This is a genomic window from Sinobacterium norvegicum, from assembly GCF_923077115.1.
In the GTDB taxonomy this organism is placed as follows: domain Bacteria; phylum Pseudomonadota; class Gammaproteobacteria; order Pseudomonadales; family Sinobacteriaceae; genus Sinobacterium; species Sinobacterium norvegicum.
The window spans coordinates 235,022-261,017 of the sequence record NZ_CAKLPX010000002.1 but is presented as its reverse complement, the minus strand read 5'-3'; the positions used below and the strand labels follow the sequence as shown (position 1 = coordinate 261,017).

At 50.8% G+C, this 25,996-nt stretch carries 22 protein-coding genes; 10 read left to right on the top strand and 12 right to left on the bottom strand.

Features of this window, described 5'->3' with window-relative positions:
• Positions 1-61 precede the first annotated feature (61 nt).
• From L9P87_RS10190 to L9P87_RS10180, 3 genes are read left to right on the top strand one after another with little or no spacing between them, the layout of a single operon-like run.
• The gene (locus tag L9P87_RS10190) at positions 62-1,030 is read left to right on the top strand and encodes a bifunctional MaoC family dehydratase N-terminal/OB-fold nucleic acid binding domain-containing protein (protein ID WP_237444633.1); all 969 of its coding nucleotides are present in this window, start codon (positions 62-64) and stop codon (positions 1,028-1,030) included.
• Positions 1,031-1,042: 12 nt separating this feature from the next.
• Entirely contained in the window at positions 1,043-1,453 is a 411-nt protein-coding gene (locus L9P87_RS10185) for a hotdog family protein (RefSeq protein ID WP_237444632.1), read from the top strand.
• A gap of 11 nt (positions 1,454-1,464) precedes the next feature.
• Positions 1,465-2,637, top strand: a complete 1,173-nt coding sequence (locus L9P87_RS10180) for a lipid-transfer protein (RefSeq protein ID WP_237444631.1) — start codon at positions 1,465-1,467, stop codon at positions 2,635-2,637.
• A 134-nt stretch (positions 2,638-2,771) separates the two neighbouring features.
• Here L9P87_RS10180 and L9P87_RS10175 read toward each other — a convergent pair whose 3' ends face one another.
• The 4 genes from L9P87_RS10175 to L9P87_RS10160 form a co-directional block, all read right to left on the bottom strand.
• Positions 2,772-2,921, bottom strand: a complete 150-nt coding sequence (locus L9P87_RS10175) for a hypothetical protein (RefSeq protein ID WP_237444630.1) — start codon at positions 2,919-2,921, stop codon at positions 2,772-2,774.
• Between the two features lie 257 nt (positions 2,922-3,178).
• The gene (locus L9P87_RS10170) at positions 3,179-4,876 is read right to left on the bottom strand and encodes an amidohydrolase (RefSeq protein ID WP_237444629.1); all 1,698 of its coding nucleotides are present in this window, start codon (positions 4,874-4,876) and stop codon (positions 3,179-3,181) included.
• A gap of 307 nt (positions 4,877-5,183) precedes the next feature.
• On the bottom strand, positions 5,184-6,839 hold the full coding sequence (locus L9P87_RS10165; protein WP_237444628.1) for an MFS transporter: 1,656 nt from the start codon (positions 6,837-6,839) through the stop codon (positions 5,184-5,186).
• A gap of 63 nt (positions 6,840-6,902) precedes the next feature.
• Positions 6,903-7,748, bottom strand: coding sequence for a hypothetical protein (locus L9P87_RS10160; RefSeq protein WP_237444627.1), 846 nt, complete (start codon positions 7,746-7,748; stop codon positions 6,903-6,905).
• A 328-nt stretch (positions 7,749-8,076) separates the two neighbouring features.
• On the opposite strand from L9P87_RS10160, the gene L9P87_RS10155 reads away from it, so the two are divergent.
• Both L9P87_RS10155 and L9P87_RS10150 read left to right on the top strand, forming a co-directional pair.
• The gene (locus tag L9P87_RS10155; RefSeq protein WP_237444626.1) at positions 8,077-8,820 is read left to right on the top strand and encodes a winged helix-turn-helix domain-containing protein; all 744 of its coding nucleotides are present in this window, start codon (positions 8,077-8,079) and stop codon (positions 8,818-8,820) included.
• The gene (locus L9P87_RS10150) at positions 8,805-9,290 is read left to right on the top strand and encodes a hypothetical protein (RefSeq protein ID WP_237444625.1); all 486 of its coding nucleotides are present in this window, start codon (positions 8,805-8,807) and stop codon (positions 9,288-9,290) included. Before L9P87_RS10155 ends, L9P87_RS10150 begins: the two co-directional genes overlap by 16 nt.
• A 16-nt stretch (positions 9,291-9,306) precedes the next feature.
• Here the strand turns inward: L9P87_RS10150 and L9P87_RS10145 are convergent, their stop codons facing one another.
• Entirely contained in the window at positions 9,307-11,019 is a 1,713-nt protein-coding gene (locus tag L9P87_RS10145; protein WP_237444624.1) for an amidohydrolase, read from the bottom strand.
• A 387-nt stretch (positions 11,020-11,406) separates the two neighbouring features.
• Positions 11,407-11,556, bottom strand: a complete 150-nt coding sequence (locus L9P87_RS10140; RefSeq protein ID WP_237444623.1) for a hypothetical protein — start codon at positions 11,554-11,556, stop codon at positions 11,407-11,409.
• A 241-nt stretch (positions 11,557-11,797) separates the two neighbouring features.
• Here L9P87_RS10140 and L9P87_RS10135 point away from each other — a divergent pair, with 241 nt between their 5' ends.
• Positions 11,798-12,484, top strand: coding sequence for a PaaI family thioesterase (locus L9P87_RS10135; RefSeq protein WP_237444622.1), 687 nt, complete (start codon positions 11,798-11,800; stop codon positions 12,482-12,484).
• A 225-nt stretch (positions 12,485-12,709) separates the two neighbouring features.
• On the opposite strand, the gene L9P87_RS10130 is transcribed toward L9P87_RS10135, so the two are convergent.
• The gene (locus tag L9P87_RS10130) at positions 12,710-14,311 is read right to left on the bottom strand and encodes an acyl-CoA synthetase (protein ID WP_237444621.1); all 1,602 of its coding nucleotides are present in this window, start codon (positions 14,309-14,311) and stop codon (positions 12,710-12,712) included.
• A 149-nt stretch (positions 14,312-14,460) separates the two neighbouring features.
• Between L9P87_RS10130 and L9P87_RS10125 the strand changes: the two genes are divergently transcribed.
• A complete protein-coding gene (locus L9P87_RS10125; protein WP_237444620.1) occupies positions 14,461-15,717 on the top strand; it encodes a BamA/TamA family outer membrane protein in 1,257 nt (418 codons plus the stop codon).
• A 5-nt stretch (positions 15,718-15,722) separates the two neighbouring features.
• Positions 15,723-17,240 (top strand): apolipoprotein N-acyltransferase, encoded by a 1,518-nt coding sequence (gene lnt, locus L9P87_RS10120; protein ID WP_237444619.1) that lies wholly within the window; start codon positions 15,723-15,725, stop codon positions 17,238-17,240.
• Here lnt and L9P87_RS10115 read toward each other — a convergent pair.
• The 4 genes from L9P87_RS10115 to cbiB all read right to left on the bottom strand — a co-directional run bounded on the left by L9P87_RS10115 (position 17,206) and on the right by cbiB (position 23,255).
• A complete protein-coding gene (locus tag L9P87_RS10115; RefSeq protein WP_237444618.1) occupies positions 17,206-18,639 on the bottom strand; it encodes an ankyrin repeat domain-containing protein in 1,434 nt (477 codons plus the stop codon). The two genes, lnt and L9P87_RS10115, sit on opposite strands and share 35 nt — an antisense overlap.
• Before the next feature lie 85 nt (positions 18,640-18,724).
• Positions 18,725-20,899, bottom strand: a complete 2,175-nt coding sequence (locus L9P87_RS10110; RefSeq protein WP_237444617.1) for an FAD-binding protein — start codon at positions 20,897-20,899, stop codon at positions 18,725-18,727.
• A gap of 308 nt (positions 20,900-21,207) precedes the next feature.
• Positions 21,208-22,272: a threonine-phosphate decarboxylase CobD gene (gene cobD, locus L9P87_RS10105; RefSeq protein WP_237444616.1), complete on the bottom strand. Its 1,065-nt coding sequence runs from the start codon at positions 22,270-22,272 to the stop codon at positions 21,208-21,210.
• An 11-nt stretch (positions 22,273-22,283) separates the two neighbouring features.
• Positions 22,284-23,255, bottom strand: a complete 972-nt coding sequence (cbiB, locus tag L9P87_RS10100) for an adenosylcobinamide-phosphate synthase CbiB (protein WP_237444615.1) — start codon at positions 23,253-23,255, stop codon at positions 22,284-22,286.
• A gap of 253 nt (positions 23,256-23,508) precedes the next feature.
• On the opposite strand from cbiB, the gene L9P87_RS10095 reads away from it, so the two are divergent.
• Complete coding sequence (locus L9P87_RS10095) at positions 23,509-24,741, top strand: cytochrome P450 (protein WP_237444614.1); 1,233 nt, start codon at positions 23,509-23,511, stop codon at positions 24,739-24,741.
• A gap of 20 nt (positions 24,742-24,761) precedes the next feature.
• On the opposite strand, the gene L9P87_RS10090 is transcribed toward L9P87_RS10095, so the two are convergent.
• Positions 24,762-25,385, bottom strand: coding sequence for a DsbA family protein (locus tag L9P87_RS10090; RefSeq protein WP_237444613.1), 624 nt, complete (start codon positions 25,383-25,385; stop codon positions 24,762-24,764).
• Between the two features lie 185 nt (positions 25,386-25,570).
• On the opposite strand from L9P87_RS10090, the gene L9P87_RS10085 reads away from it, so the two are divergent.
• Positions 25,571-25,990 (top strand): hypothetical protein, encoded by a 420-nt coding sequence (locus L9P87_RS10085; RefSeq protein ID WP_237444612.1) that lies wholly within the window; start codon positions 25,571-25,573, stop codon positions 25,988-25,990.
• Positions 25,991-25,996: the final 6 nt, after the last annotated feature.

Here is a 25,996-nt window from a genome sequence, read left to right as displayed (position 1 = left end):
AGTCTTTTTAAATGCAGCCTACCTAGGCTGTTAGTTTTATAATAAACGTAGGAAGTGAGTCATGACTCCTGAAGAAACAAAAGCGTTTGAAGAAAAAATACGCGCCTATGTCGGCCTAGAAAACGGCCCACCAAAGCGCGGTAACGACGACGTTAATGAATCGATGATTCGCCACTGGGCAGAAGTGATGGGTGATGAATTAACCACCTATACTAATGCAGAAGCGGCAGCAGCAACCAGCAAGGAAGGCATTATTGCGCCACCGGCTATGCTGCAGGCATGGAGCATGGAAGGCTACCCCATGGCCGCCAACCCGGCACAGGACATCCAGCGTCAGCTGCACAATGTCTTTGACGCCCACGGCTATACCGGCGTGTTAGGCACCAACACATCTACTGAATTCTTCCGCGATTTACGTCCGGGCGATCAGGTAACCGCACACACCATTATCGACACCATCAGTGAGCAGAAAGCCACTGCTCGTGGTATCGGGTATTTCATCGAAACAGTGACCAGCTTTACCGACCAAAACGGTGAAGACGTTGGTCGTCAGGTGTTCCGCGTATTGAAGTTCATCCCCGCCGATGGCGCCAATGACTCAGCCGGCGCTGATGCCGCCGACAATACGCCAGCAGCACCTACTCGCATCCCCTCCCCTCGCGGCCACGATAACGGCTGGTGGTGGAAGGCTTGTGACGAGGGCAAGGTACTGATTCAACGCTGCCAGTCTTGCGACACCCTACGCCACCCACCTCGCCCTATGTGTGGCGAGTGTCAGTCGATTGAATGGGATTCGATCGAATCGACGCTCGACGGCGAGATATTCAGCTTTACCACGCTGCACTATCCCAAAATTCCAGGCTACGACTACCCCAATACCGTAGGCGTTATCAGCCTGTCTGAGGGCACTCGCCTGGTGGCCAATATCGTCGATATCGACTACGAGAAGGTCAAGATTGGCATGAAAGTGAAAGGCACGGTTGAGCAGGTCGACGAGAAGACCATGCTGCCTGTGTTCCGCGTAGTTTAAGGGGAAGCGACAATGACTAAATTTGCAGACGTACAGGTTGGCGACAAGCTGGCCAGCCAAGAAGTGCCGATCACCTCGGGCCTGATCGTCGGTGGTGCTGTGGCATCCCGCGATTTCACCGCGGTTCACCACGACAAGAAAGTCGCTCAGGCTGCCGGCCTGCCAGACATTTTTATGAACATTCTGACCTCTAACGGTTTGATGGGTTCTTACGTGACGAACTGGGCCGGCCCAGACGCCACCGTCAAGAAAATTGATCTTAAGTTGGGCGCACCCAATCTACCGGGCTTCATCATGACACTGGTTGGCGAGATCAAGGCCAAAGACGACGCCAGCGGAACGGTTGATATCGAAGTCACCGGCGAAAATAACGTATGGGGCATGCACATGGCAGGCACCGTCAAAATTCAACTACCGCAATAGGATCGCTGAAGATGATTAAAGATAAAGCTGCGATTGTCGGTATCGGCAATACTGAATTCTCCAAGAACTCCGGTCGCTCTGAGCTACAACTGACCTGTGAAGCGGTTAAGTTAGCCCTCGAGGATGCTGGCCTAACACCGGCTGACGTCGATGGTATGACTACCTTTACCATGGACAGCACCGACGAGATTGAACTCGCCCGTGCCGTCGGCATCGGCGACATTACTTTCTACAGCCGCGTCCCTCACGGCGGTGGCGCCGGCACCGGTCTGATCCACCAGGCCGTCATGGCGATTGCCTCTGGCATGTGTGAGACCGTGGTCTGCTACCGCGGCCTTAACGGTCGCTCAGGCCACCGTTTCTCGCAGGGTGTTTCTGGCGACATTATCACCCCCGATGCCATGCACTGGGGCTGGTATATGCCTTCAGGTCTGATGACTCCCGCCTCTTGGGTATCGATGTTCAACTGTCGTTACATGGATCAGGTGGGCGAGCAAAAGGTTAAGGATGCGTTGTTTGAAGTGGCCTATACCACCCGTCAGCACGCGGCAACCAACCCGGCTGCCATGTTCCATGATACCCCCTTCGATCGCGAAGAGTATGAGGCTCAGAAGAAGATTGTAGGCGAGCTGAAGCTGTATGATTGCTGTTTGGAATCTGACGGCGCCTCAGCGGTCATTATTACCCGCGCTGACAAGGCCAAAGACTGCAAGCAGGGCGGCGTGGCAATCCGTGGTGTTGGTCAGGCAGCTGCCGCCAACATGGAATCGATGACCTCGTTCTATCGCGATGAGATCGCCGCTATTCCATCAATGGACATCGCTGCGCAGGAAGCTTATAAGCAGTCTGGTTTAACCGCCGATGACATCGACGCGGCGGTTATCTACGATGCCTTCAGCCCGATCGTACTGTGGCAACTCGAGAGCTGGGGCTTTGCACCGAAGGGCGGCGCAGCCGACTTCGTTAACAGCGGCGCCCTGCGTCTAGACGGTCGCCTGCCGACCAACACCCACGGCGGTCAGCTTTCCGAAGCCTACATCCACGGTGTTAACGGTATTGTTGAAGCGACTCGCCTGGTACGCGGTACCTCGGTCAACCAACCAAAGAAGGTCGTCAACAACGTGCTTGTGACCTCTGGTGTCGGTATTCCAACCGGTGGCGCGATTTTGGGCAAGCTCGATTAATCGCCCTAAACAGTAACCGCCAACCTCGGTTGGCGGTGAATAAAAAAGGCCGCACTAGCAATAGTGCGGCCTTTTTTGTTGTCTTCTGCGTGGACTATCGCCGAGGTGTTATCACCTTGGCCGCAGCGCTGTGACTATTTAGTCACCGCGGTGGCGTGATTCATATTCGATTTAATATTGTTCTTTTTAGCTACTGGCGCTTTACAGTGCCAAGCGTAGCGACCACATTGACTGGTTGCAGTATTCACCGTGCCGTTAGCAGTCTTGTTGATAATTAGTTTCATAATGTACTCCCGAACATGGTGGGTAATGAGTCAATTGGGTTAGCCGTGTAACCGTTCACCGGTTGGCTTGCTAACTAAATTACTACTCTCAACTATTTTTGACTAATTCAACTTATTGATAATGCCATAAGCCAAACTGATATAACCTAGGGAACATGGCCACCGCTGTTGATGCCGCCGACTTAACGAAAAAACCACCAGCGGCGTCAGCCGGTAGTGGTTTTATATCGGAGCTTAGATATCGCCAGGCTTGCTGACTAGGAGTGGATGCATACCTTGCCGCCGGTCACTGTGGCAAAGACCTTGATGTCTTTCACCTGCTGCTTGTCGACAGTCAACGGGTTGCTACCCAGTACCGCGAAGTCGGCCAGCTTACCCACCTCAATAGAGCCGATCTGCTGATCCTTCTCCATCAAGTAGGCTGGCCCCATAGTCACCGCATGCAACGCTTGCTCTGCCGTCAGACATTCCTCCTCACCCAGCACCTCGCCAGAGAAGATATTTTGTCGTGTCATCGATGCCCACATCATAAACAACGGGTTGATCTGCGTTACTGCATCATCACAGTGGATAGCGAAGGGGATACCCTTCTGTACCGAAGTCTGGAACGGGTTCAGCGTCTTAACACGATCCGGCCCAACCGTCTGCTTAGCGTGTACATCCCCCCAGACCGCAATGTGGGTGCCGAACAGGTTGTGAATAACACCGAGGTCGACCATACGGTCCATCTGCGCCGGAGTCACCATCTGGTTGTGCTCCAGGCAGTGGCGAAGCTCTGGGCGAGGGAACTCACACTGCATACGCTCGAAGATATCCAACAGTGCCGTCGTCATCCCTTGGCCGTTGCAGTGAACTGAGATGCTGTATCCAGCCTTGTGATAAGGCAGCATCTCTTCATACATTTGCTCAAAGGGACGCTCTGTGGCACCATTTTTATTGCCGTTGTAGTAGTTATCACCCTCCTCTAATAATGCGGTAAAGCCCTGGATAGAACCGTCGGTGTTGAGGTATTTCACCTTGTTAATCATCAGCCGATCATTAGTCGCCGCCGCCATCGACTCGATGGCATCGAAGTCATAGTGACCAATGGCTGGGTAGCAAGCGAAACGTACCTTACAGGATTCCATCTGAGATACCGCTTGGAAGGCTGGGTAGGTATCTGAAGGCACGCCCATGCCGCAGTCGGAAACCGTGGTCAGACCCAGGCGGCTGGCCACATCAGAATATTGCGCCATGCATTTAACGCTGTCTGCCGGTGACGGCATCGCCAGTGCACCCTTGCCAAAGGCACGATACATATCGACCAATTCAGCAATATCGCCAGTCAAACGGCCATTCTTACGAATGATAAACTCAGGGTTGTCATCCAGACTATAGCCAACCATCGCCAGTGCACGGCTGTTCATTGTGCTCAGGTGACATGAGGCATGAAGGTAGAAGAATGGCGAGTCGTCACACAATGCGTCGAGGAAGTCGCGATCAATAATCGTGTCGTCAGTCATTAATAGCGGGTCCAAGCCCCACAGGTTGATCCACTCCCCCTGTTTGCCAGCGGCATTGTGCTCTGCCACTAATTGACGAATATGCGCCTGCAGCGACTCTTTAGTACTGTGACCTTTGATCACTTCGCCACCGAGACCAACCCGGTCGAACTGGCCGCCGTAGTTAAAACTGAGAGTGAAGATAGCCGCTACAGGAAAGTGCATATGGGCTTCGATAAAACCCGGTGTAATAGTCTTACCGGCAAAGTCTTCGTTGACGGTATAAGTTATGGCCTTGCCCTGCAGCTGCAGCTCTACCTCAGCACGAGTACCTACAGCAATGAATACGCCTGCTTTAACGGCAACGGCTTCCGCGCGAGGCAGCTCTTGGTTAACGGTGATAAAATCACCGATAAATAAAACAGTGTCATCGCTATAGGGCAGACCTGGTTTTGCATATTGTGAACGTCTCATAGTTGACTCCTTAGCTTAAGTTTCAATGTGCATAAATTCTGTCGTCTTTGTTTCTGCGCACTAAAGTATCCCCGCGGCACGGTTTTATCGAACCAAATAAAGTGAAATGAAATGAAGTGAATTTATGAAACATAACAACTCTGCGTTGGAGGCCAAACAACCCGACAAAACAATGTTTATTCATTGCCTTGGCAGTACATAAACCGCCTTGTTCAACGGTGATTCTTACCCCGGCGGCAGGACAAAAAAAACGCCTGGCATCGCTGCCAGACGTTTGCTTACAGAGCCGAGGTTACCCTACGGCCAATCAACTTGACTTAAGCGCCTTGTCAGCCTCCGCGGCTGGCGACTCATCCTTGTTGCCCATCAGCGACACAGCGGGGAGTTTGCTACAAGCTAGCAAGAACGCTCCCATGAGGACGATGAGTCCAATCAATGCATTCTGCGCTGCAGACAAGCGAGACTCCGCCATGATTTGAACAACCATCTGTTGCTCTTCCTCAACAATCACATCGGTCATCATATCCAGCGCCATGGCATTGGAGACAAATGGTAGCGAAGGAATCGATAGAATCAACTGCTTACTCTCAGCACTCAGGTCTTTGTGCTCTTCGACAGCACTGTGAATGTTGCCGGTTAGCGAGAACAACATAATCGATCCGAGTATAGCCACACCGATAGCCTGACCAACGTTACGTGATGTCGCCTGGATACCACCGGACTGCTGAGCCTCACGATCAGAGAGTGCCGAGGTCACAACAATTGAGGCCTGAGAGGCCACCAAGCCTGCACCAATACCAAAGGTTAGTAGTGACACATACTGCCAAACGGTAATACCTTCAGCGGTAAACCCTAGGAACATCATCGCTGTACCGGCAATCGCAATACCGAAACCTAGCTGGCAAATCATGCGACAGCTGAGGTGAGACAACTTAGCCGGGGCACCCAGTGAGCCGAGTAGCATACCAAAGGCGAAGGCACAGAGAGCCAGGCCAGAAGATAGAGCACTCATGCCGGCAACCAGCTGCATATACGAAACATTGATAAAACCGGTTGCGCCAAACATTAAGAAGACAGCGCCACACAGAATCAGACCGAGAACCACTTGCGGATTTTGTGCATAGCTCTTTGGCAGCAGCGGAGTATTGCCACCCTGCTCGAACTTACCTTCCCAAGACATTAACAGCTTCAATACGATCAAACCGAGGGCAACCATTGGCAGTGCGGGAGAAAGGCCCATCACAGCCGTGTCGGTTAAGGGTGCAATCAAGCCCCACTCAGAAATTTTCAATAAGCCGGTTACCAGCAGCAGCAGGCCACCACCCGCCAAGGCAACACCGACGAAGTCGAACTTACCCTTGAAGGCAGCCAAGTCTAACGTCGGCAACTTAAAGCTGGCAACAGAGACCAGCATACAGTAGACACCCAGGCCGGCAAAGGCAGAGGAAAAGCTGGCATTATCGAGGATAAAACCAAACAATATCGGCGTTACCGCACTGGCTAAGCCGACCAAGGCGGCAATAGCAGCAAAGGCAATAGCCTGATCTTTGCCTTTATAAATACCGGCTACATTAGCTAATACCGCCGGTACCAATAAACAGGCACCCAAGCCAGCCAACACTCGTCCACCGTAGTTAAGTACATCCATATTCGGCGCGAAGGCACTGGTAAAAGATGCCACGGCTAATAGACCGGCACCGAGAACCATCTGTATCCGCCAACCAATAATTAAACCAATCAAACCACCTGCAACCATACCGGCACCGGCAATCAGCGGGTACATGGCATTGGCCATTTGAATGTCGGGCATTGATGCGCCATGCAGCGCGATCAGGGCATCGGTAGAAACCATCAAGCCGGAGTTATCGGCCATCGTGGCGAACTGTGCCGCCAGTAAGATCAGTAGTGGAATCCACTTACCGGTGCTGTTTTGCTGTGCTGTGTTAAGCGTTTGAGTGCTCATTGAAACCTCCTTTGGCGGTGCAGCCTTGTGCCAGCCTACCGCCCAATTGATCAGAAATGTTCTTTACATGAAGTAGTTATAAGTAAATTTGATCTCACGAACCTGGTCGTTGTGGTGGATGCTGTTTCTCGCCGCATCATCGAAAAATTCGGTATAGGTAATCTTGCCCCAATGTTTACGGTCCTTGCTCAACGGAGCCTGCAACGCCATATCAAGTTGCAGGGTATTCACTGTACCTAGCTGGCCGCCCATATCGAGAGAGGTGTACTGGGGGTTGATTTGAATATGCGTACCGTTCTCGTGCAGATAGATGCTATTCATTAAATTGACCTGCATCCCCCAGGCATTCGAGTCGACATAACCCTTGGGTAAGCCACTGAGACTGTCATCGTTTTGGGCGTAGACAGCGGCAACGATTGGGAAGGCTAACCAGTTATCAGCTGGCGTCGTCGCTCGTACCACACCACCAACGGCGACCAGGCGCTCAGTCAAGCCATCGGTCATCCCTGTTTCGATATAATCCAAAGAGATACCAGCCATCGGGAATAACTCAGAGCCAGTTTGGGTCACCTCGAAATAACGACCGCGCAGTTTAGATAGCTCAAAACTGCTGTCCTCACCCGAGGCGCCTTCCCGGCCGGTGACCTGACCCAGTGCAAGAAAGAGATTGCCGCTGTCCTTGGCGCCGGACATCTGGCCGACAAATTCAACCATCTGGTTGTTTCCTTCACCGGCACCCTGCACACCATAAGTGGCCCCTACCATGGTAGATACCTTGGTGTGATCACCTGGATCGGGGGCATCATTAAGCTCTGAGACTTCCTCAAGATCAAGATCCACGCTCACTGTCTCGGCGTAGGCCAACGGCATGGTAGCGGCAACACATAAAGCTATAATCGTTTTTTTCATGGTCATACCCTTTTCATAGTAACTAAATAAAATCTGTGGTCCGCCGTACTGTTAGCAGGACTCGATGGGCGCCACTTTACCCGCCCTAGCCATGAGAAGAGAGTTAAGAAAAACAACATTTAAGAAAACAGAAAATACAATATAAATCAGATATTTATGAAAAAAATAAAATGAGATATTACTTTTTCTCAGTTTAATTCTGCAGATTTCCCGCGACGAGGGTGAGAATTGCAGCGCGTGGCGTTCCAGAATTACACAGCTCAATCAATTAAGCGTTTAATTACACTCCCTCGCCGGTGAAATTACAGATATAATGTAAGCTAACTCTATGATGACCAACAAAACCATGAGCGAACTCAGGCTTCAGCCACCCTGCTACCAAATTGAAAATTTCTTCTACTCGACCGCTTCCGGGGTTTTGAGAGTTGACGGTAAATACAGTCAATTACGGGCTCGCGAAGCTGCCTTGCTACAGCTGCTAATAGAGTCCTACCCGGAGATTGTCAGCCGTGACCAGCTCGATGAATCCGTGTGGAAAGAGTCCTATGTGACCAATGCCACCATCAACCAGACGATAAAAGGCCTGCGCCGCTCGCTCCTCGATGATAATCGCACGATTATCCGCACCATCCCCAAACAGGGTTATCGGCTATCGATAGAACCGCTGATCTTCGATATCGAACCAGTACCACCCATCGACATTCCCCCTGCGGCAGTATTTCAAAGCGAACCGGCTGCGACTAAGGACAACGACATACCAGCAGCAACGCCACCCCCTGCCAGCGAGCAAAAAGCGTTCAACCACAAGCGGGCTGTCACGGCTAAGATTGTATTGGCCGCTGTCGTATTATTTGTCGTCGGTTTTTTTGTCAGCCACAGCTTGTCACCGCTATTCTACCCAGAAAAAACCATCTATCAGGTCGGCGATGACTGGCTTGTTTTCCCTACCAACGCCGCAGAGCAAGCATTACTCCCCATTGAAGAAGACGGTATCGTCCGCTATTTTGTCGATGATGCGCCGCTCACCATCTGCCAAGAAGACAGCCGGGGTATGACATGTCACGTCGAATAATGATTCTCTGCCTGACGCTCAGCTTGTCACTCGGGAGCCTCTGCGGTTATCTGTATGGCCAGCAAAAATACCTCTCACCCGATCGACACTTAGGCTATTGGCAGGGGACCACGATCAACCGATTCAGCCAACAAGAAGTTATCAGTGTTCTCAGCCTTCATGTAAGCAAGGACAATATTAAATTCAGCCTCAACAATAGCCTCCCAGACTATCCCGAGGCTGGCAACCTCACCCTTGACAGTGATGCCGAGATATTAAAACTAACTCAGAATCGCTTCGACCTGAGGTTAAGCAACCGCGAAATACATGGCAAGCAAGGTATCGATCGAGCGGTAGGCGGGCACTTTCATTCACTCAACTCACTGATTAGTTTTCAGCTTTGGGCGATCGATGACAACACCTTACTGCTGTCAGCGGCTCACACTGAAGAGCAGATCCCGATAGTATTAATAATACGCCGCATACATTAGCCGTCGCGGCGACCGGCTATCGATGCACGCTGATCTCGCCGCCCAAGCTAGTGGCATAGACGACAATATCTTTCACACGTTGCTCGTCGACTACCAGCGGGTTTTGCTCAAGCACCACAAAATCGGCTAATTTACCTATTTCAATTGACCCCTTGCAGTGCTCCTGCCCAAGCAAGAATGCCGGCCCTAATGTCACGGCATGTAGCGCCTGAGAGGCGGTTAAACACTGGTTTTTGCCGTACACATTGCCGCTGATATTACTCTGGCGACTCATCGCATTTGACATCATCAGCAGTGGCTGTGCCTGGGTGGCCACATCATCGCTGTGGATGGCGAATCTGACACCGTGCTCAACTGAGCTCTGAAAGGGGTTGAGTGTCGCCACCCGTTCCGGCCCCAGCGACGTGCTGGCATGAAAATCACCCCACACCGCCAACTGATTGGCACAGAGGTTGTGCACCACCCCCAGTTGCTTCATTCTTACTAACTGCTCCGGCGTCACCATCTGATTGTGTTCGAGGCAGTGCCTGGCCCCTGAGCGAGGATAATGCCGCTGCATGCGTGCGATGACATCAAGTAACTGCTCCGTCGCGCCGCTACCGTTACAGTGAAAAGAAAGGTTGTAACCGGCCCGGTGAAACACGATGCACTGTTGAAAAATCTGTTCCCCAGAGTTAACCATTGCCTTGTTAGGACGACCGTTATAGTAGTGTTCGTCGAGCAGGCAGGCAGTCGCCACCTGGATAGAGCCGTCGGTTCTGGCAAACTTAATTTTATTCACTGCCAAGCGGTCATGATTGTTAGCCGCCATCGCTTCAACATCGTCGACAGTAAAATACTCGGCCAGTGGATAGGCGGCGAGCCGTAGCTTAAATGCCCGATTCTTGGCCAGCACCTGATACAGCGGATAGGGGTCGAATGGCATGCCCATACCGCAGTCGGCGGCGGTGGTGACGCCAAATCGATGCAGCACCTGACTGTAGTCGATCAAGCAGAGCGCAATCTCCTGTGAGCTCTTACCGTAGTCAAGGCCGCCGGCCTCTATCACCTGATAAATATTTGCTAGTTCAGCCGCCACACCAGTCAGGCGTTGCTGCTGTCGGAAGACCACGTCGGCATTGCCGTCTGAGCAAAAGCCGGTCTTCGCCAAGGCCAGGCTATTCATCGACAACAAATGGCAACTGGAGTGCAGAATACAGACTGGCGAATCATCGATAATAGCATCGATAAAATCACGGTTAATCATCGCTTCAGCGCCGATTAATAATGGCTCCAGCCCCCATATATTAATCCATTGTCCCTTTTTTCCTGCGGCATTATGCTGATCACGAACCCCGGTGAGCCGTGCCGTCAATGTTGCCAGCGTCGGGCTACCCTGCAGGATTTTACCGCCATTACCGACCCGGTCGAACGGCCCGGCATAGTGAAATTTCGAAGTCAGCACCGATGCCAATATCGGGTGCATATGGGCCTCTATAAACCCCGGTACAATAGTCTTGCCGATGAAACGGTTATCGACACTGTAGTCACGCCCTGCGAGTTGTGCAGTGACCTCCGTCAAGCTGCCAAGGGCCAGGATTCTGCCACTGCAATAAGCCATCGCCTCCACTCGTGGCTGCTGTGGGTTCACGGTAATAATATTTGCTGTAACAATGATAACATCATTGCTGTAGGGAATCGCTGCTGCGGGGAATTGCTCCATTTCCTGCATCTTTAGACGCTCTTTCATCACTCAATTCTCCTCGTTCGTCTTGCCGGCGGCCGCTCTGATTACGCAGCGTTAGACTGCCACCAGACACCACTCGGAGCGAATCAAAAAAGGTAAAATTAAGTAAAGCGATCGAGTTCAATCGCTGCTATCAAATGGCTGAAGCTCGGCCTAAGCTCTCAATTCGACAAGCCTATCACCCTTGAAAACCATGGCATCAAAAACGGAGAGGTACTCATCGACTGAATAATTTACCTGCTCGGTATCGCGTTTATTTATTTCCCCGGCCATTACCTTTACCCATCAAGATAACGCCATCTTACAAACCTAAAAACCACAGTAATAAACGAAAAAAGGCAGCACTGCTATTCACAGTACTGCCTTCGTGTTGTGTTGTGTTACTCGGGCTTATTTATTGACGACTGCCGCGTGATTCATATTCGATTTAATGGTGCTTTTCTTGGCAACAGGCTGCTTACAGTGCCAGGCGTAACGGCCACATTGGCTGGTTGCAGAATTAACAGTGCCATTGGCAGTCTTGTTGATAATTAGTTTCATTATGTACTCCCAAGCGTATCGCTTTATCGAATAGTGCTCTGTAGTGAGCTTGCCAGGCTGCGTTTCGGCTGACTTGTTATCTAAGGTACTGCGCTCAACTAATTTTGACTAATTCAACTTATTGATAATGCCATAAGCGAAACTGATATAACCTTGCCACCACCCTAAGAGATGGTTACTTTCTGTCGCTGTTAACCAATACTAAAACTCATCGCCCAACACTTAATTTGGCCTCTGACCTATGAATGAGAAGTACTATCCCTTTGACCACGAAGATCTCCGCCCCCCGATCGATGACCACTGGGCAGCGAAACGCCGACTGGCCGACGCCACTCGCCAGCTGATCAATGCCTCCGTCACCTGTACTGGCGGCACCGCTGAGCTCAACGCTATTGCTGAGGCTATTGAAGGCCAGGCCGCACAACTGGCAGCACTGCCACGGCTCTATAGCCGCACCAGCTTTGAAGCCGCCGGCGGCCATGGTGACATGGGCGCGATTGCCTATGAACTCAACCCGCTGGATGGCAAATCCAACCCCCTCGCCGCCCCTATTATGGTGTGGATGGATGATAACGGTGTTTATGGCAGCGTCACCATGGGCTGGCAGTATGAGGGGCCACCAAACAGCGTTCACGGTGGTTTTGTCGCCGCGCTGTTCGATCAATTCCTTGGTGTAGGCCAAAAAATAACCGGGCAACCCGGCATGACAGGCACGCTGACGGTGAAATACCACAAGCCAACACCACTCAACACCGAGCTGACATTTACCGGCAAGGTGATCAAGGTCGATGGCCGCAAGAATACCCTCGGCGCCGAGATCTGGGCCAATGGCGAGTTAACTGCCAGCTGCGAGGGGATTTTTATCAGTATCAATCGCGATACTTATCTGCGTATGAAGCGGATGCAGGAGAGCAGAACAGAGGGCTAGTGTCAGCCAGTTAAAGGTCGGGGCGGCAGCCTCGACACACTGCGCGGCTTTCATTAAAATATTGATCGGCAACTCGCTGCGCTCAAACACGGCCTCACAATTTTTAATAAAACCACTCCGTGTATTGACTAAGGCGCCAGATCCATCGCCGGATTTCCCCGATCAATACCCTCATAAAAAAGGCCGCTGATAAGCGGCCTTTTTTCTTTACTATTTTTTTAAAATCTAAAACGGCGCGGGCTGATTAAACTGTTTGCGCAGCTCCTGTTTTAATAACTTGCCCGAGGCGTTGCGCGGCAGTGCGGCGACAAACTCATAACACTGCGGCACCTTATAGGCGGCAAGATTTTCCTTGCAGTAGGCTTTTAAATCATCAATTGAAGGGTTTTTCCCCGCGACGGCCACCACTATTGCCAATGGCGTCTCCCCCCATTTTTTCGATGGGATACCGATAACGGCAACCTCTTGAACATCGGGGTGTCCGGTTAACACGTTTTCCAACTCCGCCGGATAGACGTTTTCACCGCCGGAAATCACCATGTCTTTCTTACGGTCACAGATGAAGACGCAGCCGTCTTTATCGATGGTGCACAGGTCGCCGGTATGCAGCCAGCCGTCGATTAAGGCCTCTGCCGTGGCCTCGGGTTTATTCCAATAGCCCAACATCATGTGATCGCCAGCCAAACACAATTCACCAACCTGGTCGCTACCATGCTCAATAGTATTACCCTGATCATCGATCACCTTCAGCTCAGTATGCATCTGCGGTTGACCACAGGAGCCGACTTTTTCCACCGCATCTTCCGGGCTTAATAAAGTACCGGGGCCGCAGGACTCCGTCAGACCATAGGCCTGATAGATCACAATACCTAACGCTTTCCATTGTTCTATCATCGATACCGGCACCGGCGCCGCGCCGGTGGCAATCCAGCGCACCGTCTCCATGCTGTATTGCTCACGCTCTGGCGTCACCAACATAAACTGCAGCAGTGCCGGCACCGACATAAAGATGGTCACCTTTTCCTGCTCAATAGCCTTGAACATCACGGCCATATCGACGTCGCGCATAATGATACCGGTGCCGGCGCGATGTACCAGTTGTGAGACCGGCACCAAGCAACCGACGTGAAACATCGGCAGCGGCAGCAGGAAGCGGTCACCGCCGCGCATATCGGCAGTGGTCAGACTGGTCAATTGCGCCCACAGCATGTTGTTATGGCTGTGCATCACGCCTTTAGGATGCCCGGTGGTACCTGAGGTATACATAATAAACAGTAAGTCGTCATCACCGGCGCCAATTGCCGGCTCTGTGTCGGGTGCCTCGGCGGTCAGCGCCGCATAATCGAGGGCAACAGCTAATGGCGACTCAACACCCGGCACGTTAACCCGCAACCAGCTCGTGATGTTCGATGAGTCGCTGCTATCACCCGCTAACTGACCGACGACAGTGTCAAACTCGGCATCGTAAAGCACGGTTTCAGCACCACTGTCGCTGAGAATATAGCCAATTTCGGGGGCCACCAACCGCCAGTTAATCGGTACCAGTACCGCCCCTATTTTGGCCACAGCGAAATAATTTTCAATAAATTCAACACCATTTTTTAGCAGTGTTGCCACTCTGTCACCCGGTTTGACTCCGCGCTGAAGGAGTACATTGGCAATTTGATTGCTACGTGCATTAAGCTCGCTAAAAGTAACACGTTGATTGCGCTCAACCTCTACAAAGGCTTCTACCGTGGCGCTGATCTGCGCTCTTTTGCTGAGCAGTGATCCGATATTGTTTTGCATGGCGGTCTCGTTGTTATTGTGCTGGCATGAAAGATTCAATAGCCATCCATCATAGGGCGATTTTAGCCCAGCACAACACACAAAATAGTGAACATTGTGTTGTTTAATCAGCAACCGGAGCGCAACCGCCGTTTTTACTCGATTTCCCGTTGTTTCATGGCATACTGATTAAAAATTAAGAATAATCCATGGATCGACCTATGCGCCTCAATCATCGTCGCTTACTCACATCAGCCACCCTTGCTGCCAGCAGTGTTCTACTCAGCTCTGGTGCCGTCGCTGATATGATGACAGACATGTTTACCGACGCCTACGACGGCAAGTTTGACGCCAGTAACTATCTGTCAGAAAACGCCTATGGCTTTCTTCCGGTGCCGATTATTATCACCGACCCCGCACTCGGTGGCGGTGGCCTCGGCATGATTGGCCTGTTCTTCCATGAGACCGATGAGGAGCGAGAGCAACGGGTAGAAGCCGCCAAGGGCGCCGAAAACGCCCAACGCTATTTATTGCCACCCAGCGTCAGCGCCATTGCCGGCGCCTATACCGCCAACGATTCATGGTTTATCGGCGGTGGCCACTTCGGCTTTTGGAAGCAAGACACAGTGCGCTACGAGGGCTTTTTTGGCTACGGCGACTTCAACCTTGACTACTACAACGATTTTAGTGACGGCAGCATTCTTGGCGATAGCATCGGCGAGCGCGAATTCAATTTTAAGACCAGCGGCTACGGGGTAATTCAAAATTTGAAATTTCGCCTGCCCGATAGCAAGGTATTCCTCGGCGTACGACAGCAGTTCACCACTACCGAGATTGGCCTCAACAAAAAACTGGCCGCCGACTGCGGTCTCGCCCAACCTGCCTGCGACCAGATTTTGAATCGAGTTAACGACGTATCCGTAGAGACTACGTTATCGGGGGTCGGTGTGCTGGCTCTCTACGACAACCGCGACAACGTCTTCTCACCACAGAAGGGCTATAACTATGAGGTTCGCGTCACCCGCTACGATGAACTCTTTGGCAGTGACGCCGACTTTACCAGCGTCGAATTCAAAGGCCTCAACTATTGGCCGCTGAGTAAAAAATGGGGGCTGGGAGCGCGGCTCGAAAGCAACAGCGTCGACGGAGAAAACGTCCCGCTCAACTCCTACCCCTATATAGATATGCGCGGTATACCGGCCATGCGCTATCAGGGCGATGTCGCCACCATGGCAGAAATAGAAGGCCGTTATCTGCTCAATTTCCGCTGGACACTGACCGGCTTTATTGGCGCCGGCAGAACAGCGTCAAGCTATAGCGACATCGGCGACAGCAGCTCACAAGTCGCCAAAGGGCTGGGTTTTCGCTATTTGATTGCACGGCGCTATGGCTTTAGAGCCGGCGTCGATATCGCCCGAGGCCCCGAGGAAACCGCCTACTATATTACCGCCGGCTCAGCCTGGTAAAACAGGTGTTTGCTCTCTCCACAAAGGCTAAGCTGGCGCTGATTGCCGCCTCAGTTTTCATGCTGTGCCTGAGTAATCCCGGCATGCCGCTGCCCTGGCTGTCGTGGTTTGCCCTGGCACCGCTGTTTGTTGCCTGCCAATCGATGAACCGCGGGCGGACGGCAATCAGCTTTTTTCTGTTTGGCGGACTCTGGTGGTCCTGGTCCATCCACTGGTTAATCCCCTCCATTATGGCCTTTACCGGCAGTTCGCTGTTTGTCGCCATCACTCTGTGGCTGTCGCTTTCATTCATACAGGCACTGCCCTATGCGCTGATTGGGTATTTCTGGCACGCAGCACAATGCTTTCATTCTCCCCGTCTCAATCAATTGGCGGCGGCAGCGCTATTCGCCGTCAGTGTTGATCTACTGACGCCGTTAATACCGGGTACCGTGGCCCATAGCCAGTATTTATACCCATTAGTAATTCAGTTAGCCGATATTGCTGGCCCCGCGCTAATGGCATTCTTTGTCGTCTTCATCAACCTGCAGTGGCCGGCTCTGATCAAGCCAAATTGGCAAGGGCAACAGCGCCAACAGGCGATAACCAATCTCGCCCTCAGCATTTTGATTATTGTCGGCTACGGCTACTTTCGACTACATCAGTTTGATGACAGCAAGGCTGATCAATCGCTCACCGTGGGTTATATACAACCTAACTTACAGCGCAGCAGCGATACCCATCGCTTGGCCGAGCTCAGTGGTGCACTTTATCAACAGCACCCCACAATTGAGCTGTTAGTTTGGCCAGAGTTTCCTGCAGCCTTCTCATGGCAGGAAAACATCGCCGACCGCGCCATGGTTACCAGGCTGATGACAACGGTGAAAACGCCGCTGCTGTTAAACTCTGGTTATGTTTATGCCCCCCGCAATGACGATGGCAAACGGGGCTATTACAACAGCAATCAATTGATTGGCCGTGATGGCAAATTACTGGCCAATTATCACAAGCAGATATTGGTGCCCTTTTTTGAATACCTGCCGTTTGAGCAACAGTTAAAACCTTTGCGCAGATGGTTTCCACAGGCGCTGGATTACCGGCCCGGGCCAGAAAATAGCTCGGTGATACTGAACGACAACTTCTCGCTGGCAACGCCTATTTGTTACGAGATACTGTTTGATTATTTTTTTCAAAAAAATGATTTTGATAGTATTATCAACCAAAGCAACGACGGTTGGTTTGCCCACGACAGTCGCGGCTCGGTCAGTCATTTAGCGCTGGGGTTGTTTCGCTCAGTAGAATACCGCCGGCCCTGGCTGCGTGTTTCCAACAGCGGCATCAGCGTCGCCACCAAGGCCAGCGGCAAAATAATCCCATCATCTCAACTGGCCACCGGCGTGCAAGACAGTGCTGTTGTGACGCTTCACAGTCATCATGCCACCAGCCCTTACAGCGGCATAGGACGCTATCTTACCGCCTTTATGGCCCTCGTTTTAATCGCCGCCCTCACTATTGCGCGGTGGCGACAACAGGCTGATCAATAATCTCGGCCAGCAACGCTAGCTTTTGTAACCGCGTCGAATTATTTTCCTGCTCCGCCACAGTAATTTGCTGACTAATTCTTTCCGCTGCCATCGTGCTGCTGGCACCATTAGCAATCAATAATTCAACCACAGCAGGGTCAACTGAATCCGCCGCCATCACCGCCATCATCAGCGCCGAGTGCCCCTTGTTATCCTCCTGTTCACTGTCACTGCCCGCCGCCAATAATGAATTGACGATTCGAATCTTCGAGGGGTTGGCGGTAACACCGTACATCAGAGCCGTACGCCCCTGTTTATCTCGATATTTGACATCGACGCCCTGTGCCAGCAAAAAATCCACCAGGTGATGATGACGGTATTCAGCGGCAATCATCAACCCTGTTCTTCCCTGTCTATCCCGACTATTAATCTTAATACCGCTCTCTAACAATATGGCTGTTGAACTTTGTACACCAGCTGTCACCGAATTAAAGTAAGCACCTACCCTGTCCAACTTATCGCTTACTTTTATCAGCACCGACATATTTTCAACATTCCCTCGCTCTGCGGCAATATCCAGCGGCAACTTTCCCGCTCTATTAACAGCACCATAATTAACACGGTGCTCTATTAAATATTGTACTGTTTGACGGTCAGCTTTTGCCGCGTTTAAATGCAAGTAGTTATTACCCTCTCGGTCCTGCCACTGCAGGCTGGCTCCGGCCTCGACCAATCTGTCGGTCATTAAAATATTATTCTTTTGCAACGCATAATACAGCGGCTGATAACGATCTTTTCCACCATCAACCTTTGCACCCATGTTAATCAAGGTGTCGATAATGGCAGTGTCTCCCCCTTCAACGGCCAAACTCAAAACAGATTTGTTGGCACTTTTTTCATCACCAATAATGGCATTGGGGTTGGCCCCAGCTTCGATTAACAAGGCTGCCGCTGTTTGGTTTTTTTCTGCCACTGCATACATCAACGCCGTCATACCATCGGCACTTTTCAATTCCTGCTCGGCTTTCGCTTCCAGCAGTGCTGCGACAATATCTTGATGACCGTGCAATGAGGCCACCATCAACGGTGTCCAGCCGCCCCGACCTGACTGATTGACATCCGATCCGGCATCTAATAACTGCTGTAAAATGTCATCGTAATTTTTTGCGCTGGCGTAGAACACAGCAGGATAGGGGCTGCTACCTTTACTGTTCACATCGATGCCGGCAGCGATATATTGCGTTACTAAGGCTGAGTCCATCATTTTTACTGCCTTGATGAAACTTTCTAATTGAGCAGAGCCATTATCTGTGACGACATTGTCGATATCTTTTTTTTCTACATCAACTACCCCAGCCTGACAAAATAGACTGGCTGTTAACAACATAAGAACAGTGACAAAACGATTAAACGACATCATAAAAATCAGACCCTTATTTATTTTAGAAAATAAAAGGCCAGCTTAAAGCTGGCTCTTTTATTCTATCTCCTGTCTTGGCTAAGTATTACCAACTGGCTGGGTAGCTAAAATTGGGATATTCAATACCCAGAGTTTTTGCCGCTCGGTTGGCAAACATACCATTGGGGTCAAACTGACCAACCTGCTCGTTAAAGCGCTGGAAGCGTGAATCGTAATCATATGAACCAACAGTTTTTTGCAGTTCGAACAACCAAGGATCCATCGAATGCATATTCTTACCCCAGTGACCACGAGCACCGTACTGACTAACCAGGGTATCCATAATCTCTTCATAAGGCGCCATGTAGTTATCAAATTCAGCCTCAGACAAATTTACCGGAACAAAAATCGGCGTTTCAATATGCGCTGTCGTTGTACCGTCCTCGAATGGCCCACCAGTACCTGTGTACGCCATCAGTGTTGTGTCTTCACTCTTAGAAAAGCGAATAAACATACCGATAAGAGAAACCGGCAGCTCCCGACCAGATGCGTTGGCACCGTTGGTTGCATCTTTTAAATATTCCATTGCTGCCTGAAGATTTTGCGCAGGAACAGAAACTTCCCAGTCCATCTGGAACACTTCACGCGGCACAATATCAATCAATTTGCTCGAAATCATTCGGTGAACTGGACCGATAGCATCGGTGGTATAACGCGTCTTGCCATTAATCGTCTTAACTAACGGTGGCGTTAAATGCCAGCCGTTATAGCGCATCTGGGTCATCAGCTGATGAGCACCGCTTTCTGGCTGACAAGCACCTAGCTGATAAATCTGCATAGTTTGTTGCGCCGACAATTGGCTCAAGTCGATATAGGGAAATAACAGGCGATTGTTAGCCCCCTCTTCAGCAGGCTGATCGGTGATACGACCACAGGTTTTCATGTATCGATTAATACTTGGGAACCAGTTATAAGTACCATAATCACAGTCTTTAATATCATTAAAGACACTGCCGGTCTTATTATTTGAGAATAATTCGCTCTGCTTATGGAACGTAACCTTTACCTGTATATTCTGAGCGTCTTCTACCGCAACCCGGACACCGGTAACCACACCGAAATAACCCATGTGCGTTTTCATCGCCTTCCACAGATCAGGATTGCTCACACCGGTGGTTGCTGCCGAGTAGGTGGCAAGCTCACCCGCTGGATTGATAATGTCCATCGCCACCACGCGGTGGGCAACAACACCGTTGTGCTTAGGAGAGCTACCATGCGCAGAGGTGCCAACGGCACCCGCAATCGATGGGTGTCTCCAACCCAGGTGAGTAAAGCCAATAGAGCGGCCGCGTTCATAAAGCCATTCACCCACCTCGTGCAGGTTGGTACCCGCAGGGATGTTCACAACTTCCTGGCCCTCAAAGGTCTCTAACGCCATAGAGAAGTTAGGGTTATTGTCGTCAATTTGATCCATACTGATAACGATGCCATCGGAGCAAACAATATTACTGGCCGAGCCGGTAGTCCCCTTATATCCAGCACCACCATTAACCTTCACGCGCTGGCCATTGGCGGAGGCGTTAGCAATAATGCTCTGCAGCTCTGCAATAGAGGTTGGGTGATAAACATTTTGTACTTCATCACACAGGGTCTGGTAATTAAACGATGCCAGGCCATAGTTACTGCAATCAGATGGGCAGCTGGTTTCGGTCTCAATGCCGTTACAGACTAGGTCGCCACAGGTTTCCATCACTTTTAAACCGGAACAGGACTGCTCATCGTTCGATTTAATCAAGTCCTTAATCGCGTTTAAGGTGTTCAGTGTACCGATCAAATCGTCGGTAACCTTTTCCATATTACCGTTTTTGCCACAGTGCTCGGAGCCGTCATTCTCGGTACAAACCAATACCCAGATCGCACCTGCTTCCATCTTAAGATTTGGCGGGAAATCATAGCGAATAACCTGGCCATCACCGGTCGCTGGTATATGAGCAAGCTTGGGGGCTAAGGCTATACCCAATTTGTTCTTCTCGCTGTCACCCCAATATACATTGTAGTGAGTCACATTGGTTTCATCGGCGGCAGGCCATATCTCAATACCTTCCAACAGACGGATAGGCATCAACTTAGCAGGGTCAGTGTCTGCTGTGAAAGTGATACGGACACGCTCGGCATCAACAGTCGGGGCTGGCGGTCCACCACCACCGGCAAAGGCTGCCACGCTGAAGACGCAACTCGCTGCCACACTCAGGGCCGCAGCAATATTCTTTATTGACTTCATATTATTATTCTCTGGTCAGTTGGCCGGCTATATCGACCTCATTATTATTGGGGCATAAATACTGCTCGCCCAAACGCCATCATAGCGATAATGATTTTATATTCCTTGAACAGAGCCGCCGTGACAACTGTCGTACTTTTATACAAATGTCATCATTCACGGCGGGGGGGAAGCTATTTTTATATGTCGCCTACCTTATTAATTACTACTATTGCTTACATTTAACGTATGCAAGTACTCACAAACTTAGAGTGTGTTTTTTTCTGATGCGATGATATAACCAAAAAAAAAATTTATTTTTTTCGCTTTTAGTTCGCTATTTCACAAACGGCTTCAGAACAAGAGCGGGGCGTCATAAAATCTGATAGCGCCTGCTCAAGGGCGGCAAACGTCTCTACGGCAGCGTTTTCAATCAGGCCAAATCGAACAAAGCTTCGCTGTTTATCAACCGCTCCAATACGGATCAGAATCTGTCTATTGAGAAGGTGGGCGAATAACGCCTCCGCCTCGGCGTTAGCTATTACTGCGGTAAGAAACAAGCCATTATTGCAAAAAACATGCGGCAGATGTAACTGCAGTATGCCGGCCATTGCCATCGATGAGGCCTGAGTTCTGTTTCGCTGCTGATGCTGCCATGAACTATCAGCCAATGCCTTGATCAGCAAAAACTCTGCGGGGCCATTTATTTGCCACGGAGACAGCTCTGCCTCAATACGGCTTAACAGTGATGACTCCGCCATGACAAAGCCAACCCTCAGACCCGCCAAACCAAAAAACTTACCCACCGAGCGTAATACCACAAGCCCCGGACGACCGGTTAAGCCAGAGACACTCTGCTCGGGCGTTAGATCTATAAACGCCTCATCGACAATCAAGACACCACCGCGCCGCGCAAACGCCGCTGCCCACGACGCAATAAGCTCTATCCCAACTCTGGCGCCAGTCGGGTTGTTGGGGTTGATCAATACCGCCGCATCAATCTTTTCCATGTCAATCAAGGCCTGCAACTGCTCGGGGTTAAATCCGTCATACCATATTGCAGTATGGCCGGCGCGCTGCCAGCAATGCGCATGCTCTTGGTATCCCACATCGGGCAGCGCCACCCTCAGCGGCGCAATCAATCTGGGTAGCATCTCGATAGCCTGCTGCGAACCATTAACCGCAACAATATTGTGGCTCTGATAATATTCCCTCGCGGCCCTCATCAACGACTCGCTACGATCAGGTAAATACTGAAAGGCTGCCGCGGGAATGCCTTCGACAGGGTAACCATCGGGGCTGACTCCGGTGGATAAATCCAACCACTGCGCCGTCGCTGTCTTGGTTTTTTCGGCCCAATAACGGATGTTACCGCCGTGATTTAACTTCTTCATTAGCATGTTTATCAAAGAGTAAAGGGCAGCAATAGTAATAAACTAACGCCGATAGTGCGCAGTAATAATTGGAAGCTGGCATCGATATCGGCGGCGATCGGCGGGCGCCCCTCACCGAGTTCGGTACGGGCCAACGACTGACCAAAGTAGACAGCATCGCCACCGACAACCACGCCAATCGCGCCAGCGCCGGCGGCCATAACCGGCCCGCCATTCGGGCTTTTATAAGCCTTCGCCTGCTGGCGCCAGCAGCGTAGAGCAACACGCGTCTGACCGCAGACCGCGTAACCTAAAGCGCAAAATCTCGCCGGTAGGTAATTCACCACATCATCCAGCTTCGCCGCCGCCCAGCCGAAATATAAGTACTGGTCATTTTTATAACCCCACATCGCATCGAGGGTGTTAATAACCCGATAGGCTACGATGCCGGGTAAGCCTAAGACTAAAAACCAAAACAGTGGCGCAATCACCGCATCACTGCCGTTTTCGAGCACCGACTCAATAGTGCCCGCTGCAATTTCCTGCTCTTGGCACTCGGAGGTATCTCGACTGACGATCATCGACAAGCCGGCGCGTGCGCCATCGATATCACCGGCCAACAGCGGTTTGGCAATGGCCTCGGCATGCTCACCCAGCGAACGACAGCCAATACAGAAATAGACCACCACCGCACTGAGTAAAAAGCTCATAAAGTGCCCTGGCGGCAACAGCAACTGCAATAGAAGCGCCAATAATAAGGGCGCGGATAACACCAATAACACCGCCGATACGCCTCTCCAACGCTGGCGCCGGGGTGAGGGTGCCTCGAAGCAGTCGCTGTCCTCCGTCGACTGCTGCACCTGTTGGGGATAACAGAGCCGCTCTATCTTGCCAATAATTTTGCCCAGGCCAACCAGCGGATGATAGCGACGCGGCTCACCGAAGAGGTAATCCAGTACCAGTGCGGCGACCACGGCTGTTATTGCCAGCGAAAACTCAAACATAAATAGGCCTGAAATTATTATTGGTAGCAGGCTATAGTATCAAAGCCGGTGATAACTACCAAAGCCGAACCGAGCTCTGGCACACAATAATGCCAAGGTTTTCGCCACCAGCGCGCAATATGTCACCACTTAAATGAACAAGCGGTAATCTATAACCACACTTTTTATCTGGTATTTCCAACTAACGACTATTAGCCTTTAGTTATTCGTATTGATAACGCTAATTTTAAGACTGCAAATCAGGAGTGCCACCATGGGTAAATGCCCTTTTTCAAATATGCTCGACCCAGAAACCTACGCTGAGGGTATGCCCTATCAGGAACTCAAAGAGCTGCGTAACGCCGGTCCGGTTATACGCATGGCAGACCCCATTACCAACATCCCCTATTGGTTGGTCACTCAGCGCGAAGAACTCGATTATGTGTCTAAGAATCCTAAAATTTTCTCCTCGCACGAAAGGCTTGCTTTCCCGATGGAGATTCCTGATGAGATGCGGCCGATCCTGCAACAGCAAATCATTAATATGGACCCTCCGATTCACCAAAAATACCGCAAGATTATCCGGCGCGCTTTTACACCGGCCTCAGTAGAATCTTATGAGCCAGCCTTTCGCGCGCACGCCAAGCGCATTGTCGATGCCGTCATCGATAAGGGCGAGTGCGAATTTGTCGAAGACATTGCCGCCGAACTACCGTTGATTGCTATTCTCGATCTGCTCGGTGTACCGGCCGACGATCGCAAGCAGTTCTTCAACTGGACCAATACCATGATCTTCGCCGATGACCCGGATATGTCGACCTCGGAAGAAGAGGGTCAGATGGCTGCCTTTGAGGTGATTCAATACGCCAACAACCTCGCCGAACAGCATAAGGCAAACCCACAGAATGATTTGGTCGGCGCCCTGCTCGACGGCGCCGTGGCTGGTGAGGCCCTGACCCAGGAGGAATTCTGCTGGTTCTTTGTACTGCTATTGGTCGGCGGCAATGAATCAACCCGCACCGTCACTGCACAGGGCATGCGACTACTGATGGAGCACCCAGATCAGCTGCAGTACTTGGTCGATAATCCCGATAAAATTGCCTCTGCTACCGAGGAAATTCTGCGCTACAACACCGCCTTTACCACCATGCGACGCACCGCCATGGAGGACACTAAAATAGGTAACCAAGATATTGCCAAGGGCGACAAGGTGGTGCTGCACTACCACTGCGCCAATCACGACGAGAGCATCTTCGGTGAAGATGCCAGTGTGTTTGATGTCACCCGACCAGAGCGAATGCCCGATCTCTATAATCAGCACCGGGCCTTTGGCATTGGCCAGCACTTCTGCATTGGTTCACACTTGGCGAGACTCGAGTTACGGGTGATGTTCGAGGAGGTTATTACTCGTCTTCACAGGCCAAAATTCAAGGATAAGCCTTTGTTTGTGCGTTCATACTTCGTCAATGCGATGAAACAGATGAACATTACCTTCGACGCCGCTTAGGCGCCGATAGGCCGCAGCGGCTACTGAGTCGCCTGCTTTATGCACTGCTTGATTTGCTGCAGCGAGGTCTCAGGATTTTTATAATCCACCTCAATATGCTTCAGCTGATCACCGGCCAGCAACACCAACGCTGGAAAGCCTGGCACCTTCCAGCGTCTGGCCATGGCGATATCATCTAACAACCTGATTTCAGTATCAGCCTCATCTAGATCGGCCAAAAATGTCGCCGTATCCAAACCGATCTCTGTCGCTAATTCAACCAGCACACTCCGATCGGAAGGGTTTTTCGCCCGCAGATAATAAGCCTGCTGAATGGCTTCGATCATGGTTTCCTGTTCACCCTGCTTATCGGCGGCAATAACAGCGCGGCAAGACTCGTAGGTAGCGCGACGCGGCGTGTTTTCTTGCCAAAAGTCAAAGTTGAATTCAGAACCTAACTGATCTTGAATTTCACGCCAATACCCTTCGATCTGCTGACGCTGCTCCGCTGGCATAGGTTCATCAGTATCAGGTGCCAAGCCACCGACGATGTATTCTATTGCGACACCTTCAGGCAGCTGCTGCTTAAGCTGTTGCCAAACGGGGTTATAGCCCCAACACCAAGAGCACATAGGGTCGTGAACATAAAATAAAGTTGACTGCATTTTTCACTCAAATCGATGGTTTGTTTCGGTGCGACAGTATGGATGAAAAAAAAGCGAAATAAAACTGTGAATAAAACTGTCATTGTTAAGGGTATGTCCCTATAGCGGCATTTTGCTAACAAACTATCTTTATAGACAAGAGATTCACAGCAAATATATTCATTCTTCGAACAAGGTAGGCAACGATGAAAACAACACAAAATATACTAAAAAATGCCAACAGCGCCATGAAAATCAAGCTTGTTGACAAGCTATTGATCGCCGCCAACCGCCGCCTGCAAGCCGACACCTTGGCGCTGTATTTACAACTACAACAGTTAAAGTCAAAATTTGACGATATTGAACTAATGAAAACCAATCACGCCTTATCCGATTCGATGATTATCATCATGAGAATAAAAAATATTTTAGGGCAGGATTTTTACCGGGTAAAATCGCTAAAAGACATCGAGAGCATTCATGGCAATATTGACGAGCAATTACTTGCCTACGGCGTTATTGGCAAGCAAACCGCTACCATGTCAAACGAAACACAACTGCTAATATGTCAGCTAGAGCGCCACATCTTCCCCGCGACAAAAGCACAAACCAGCTTCGCAGCATGAACATTT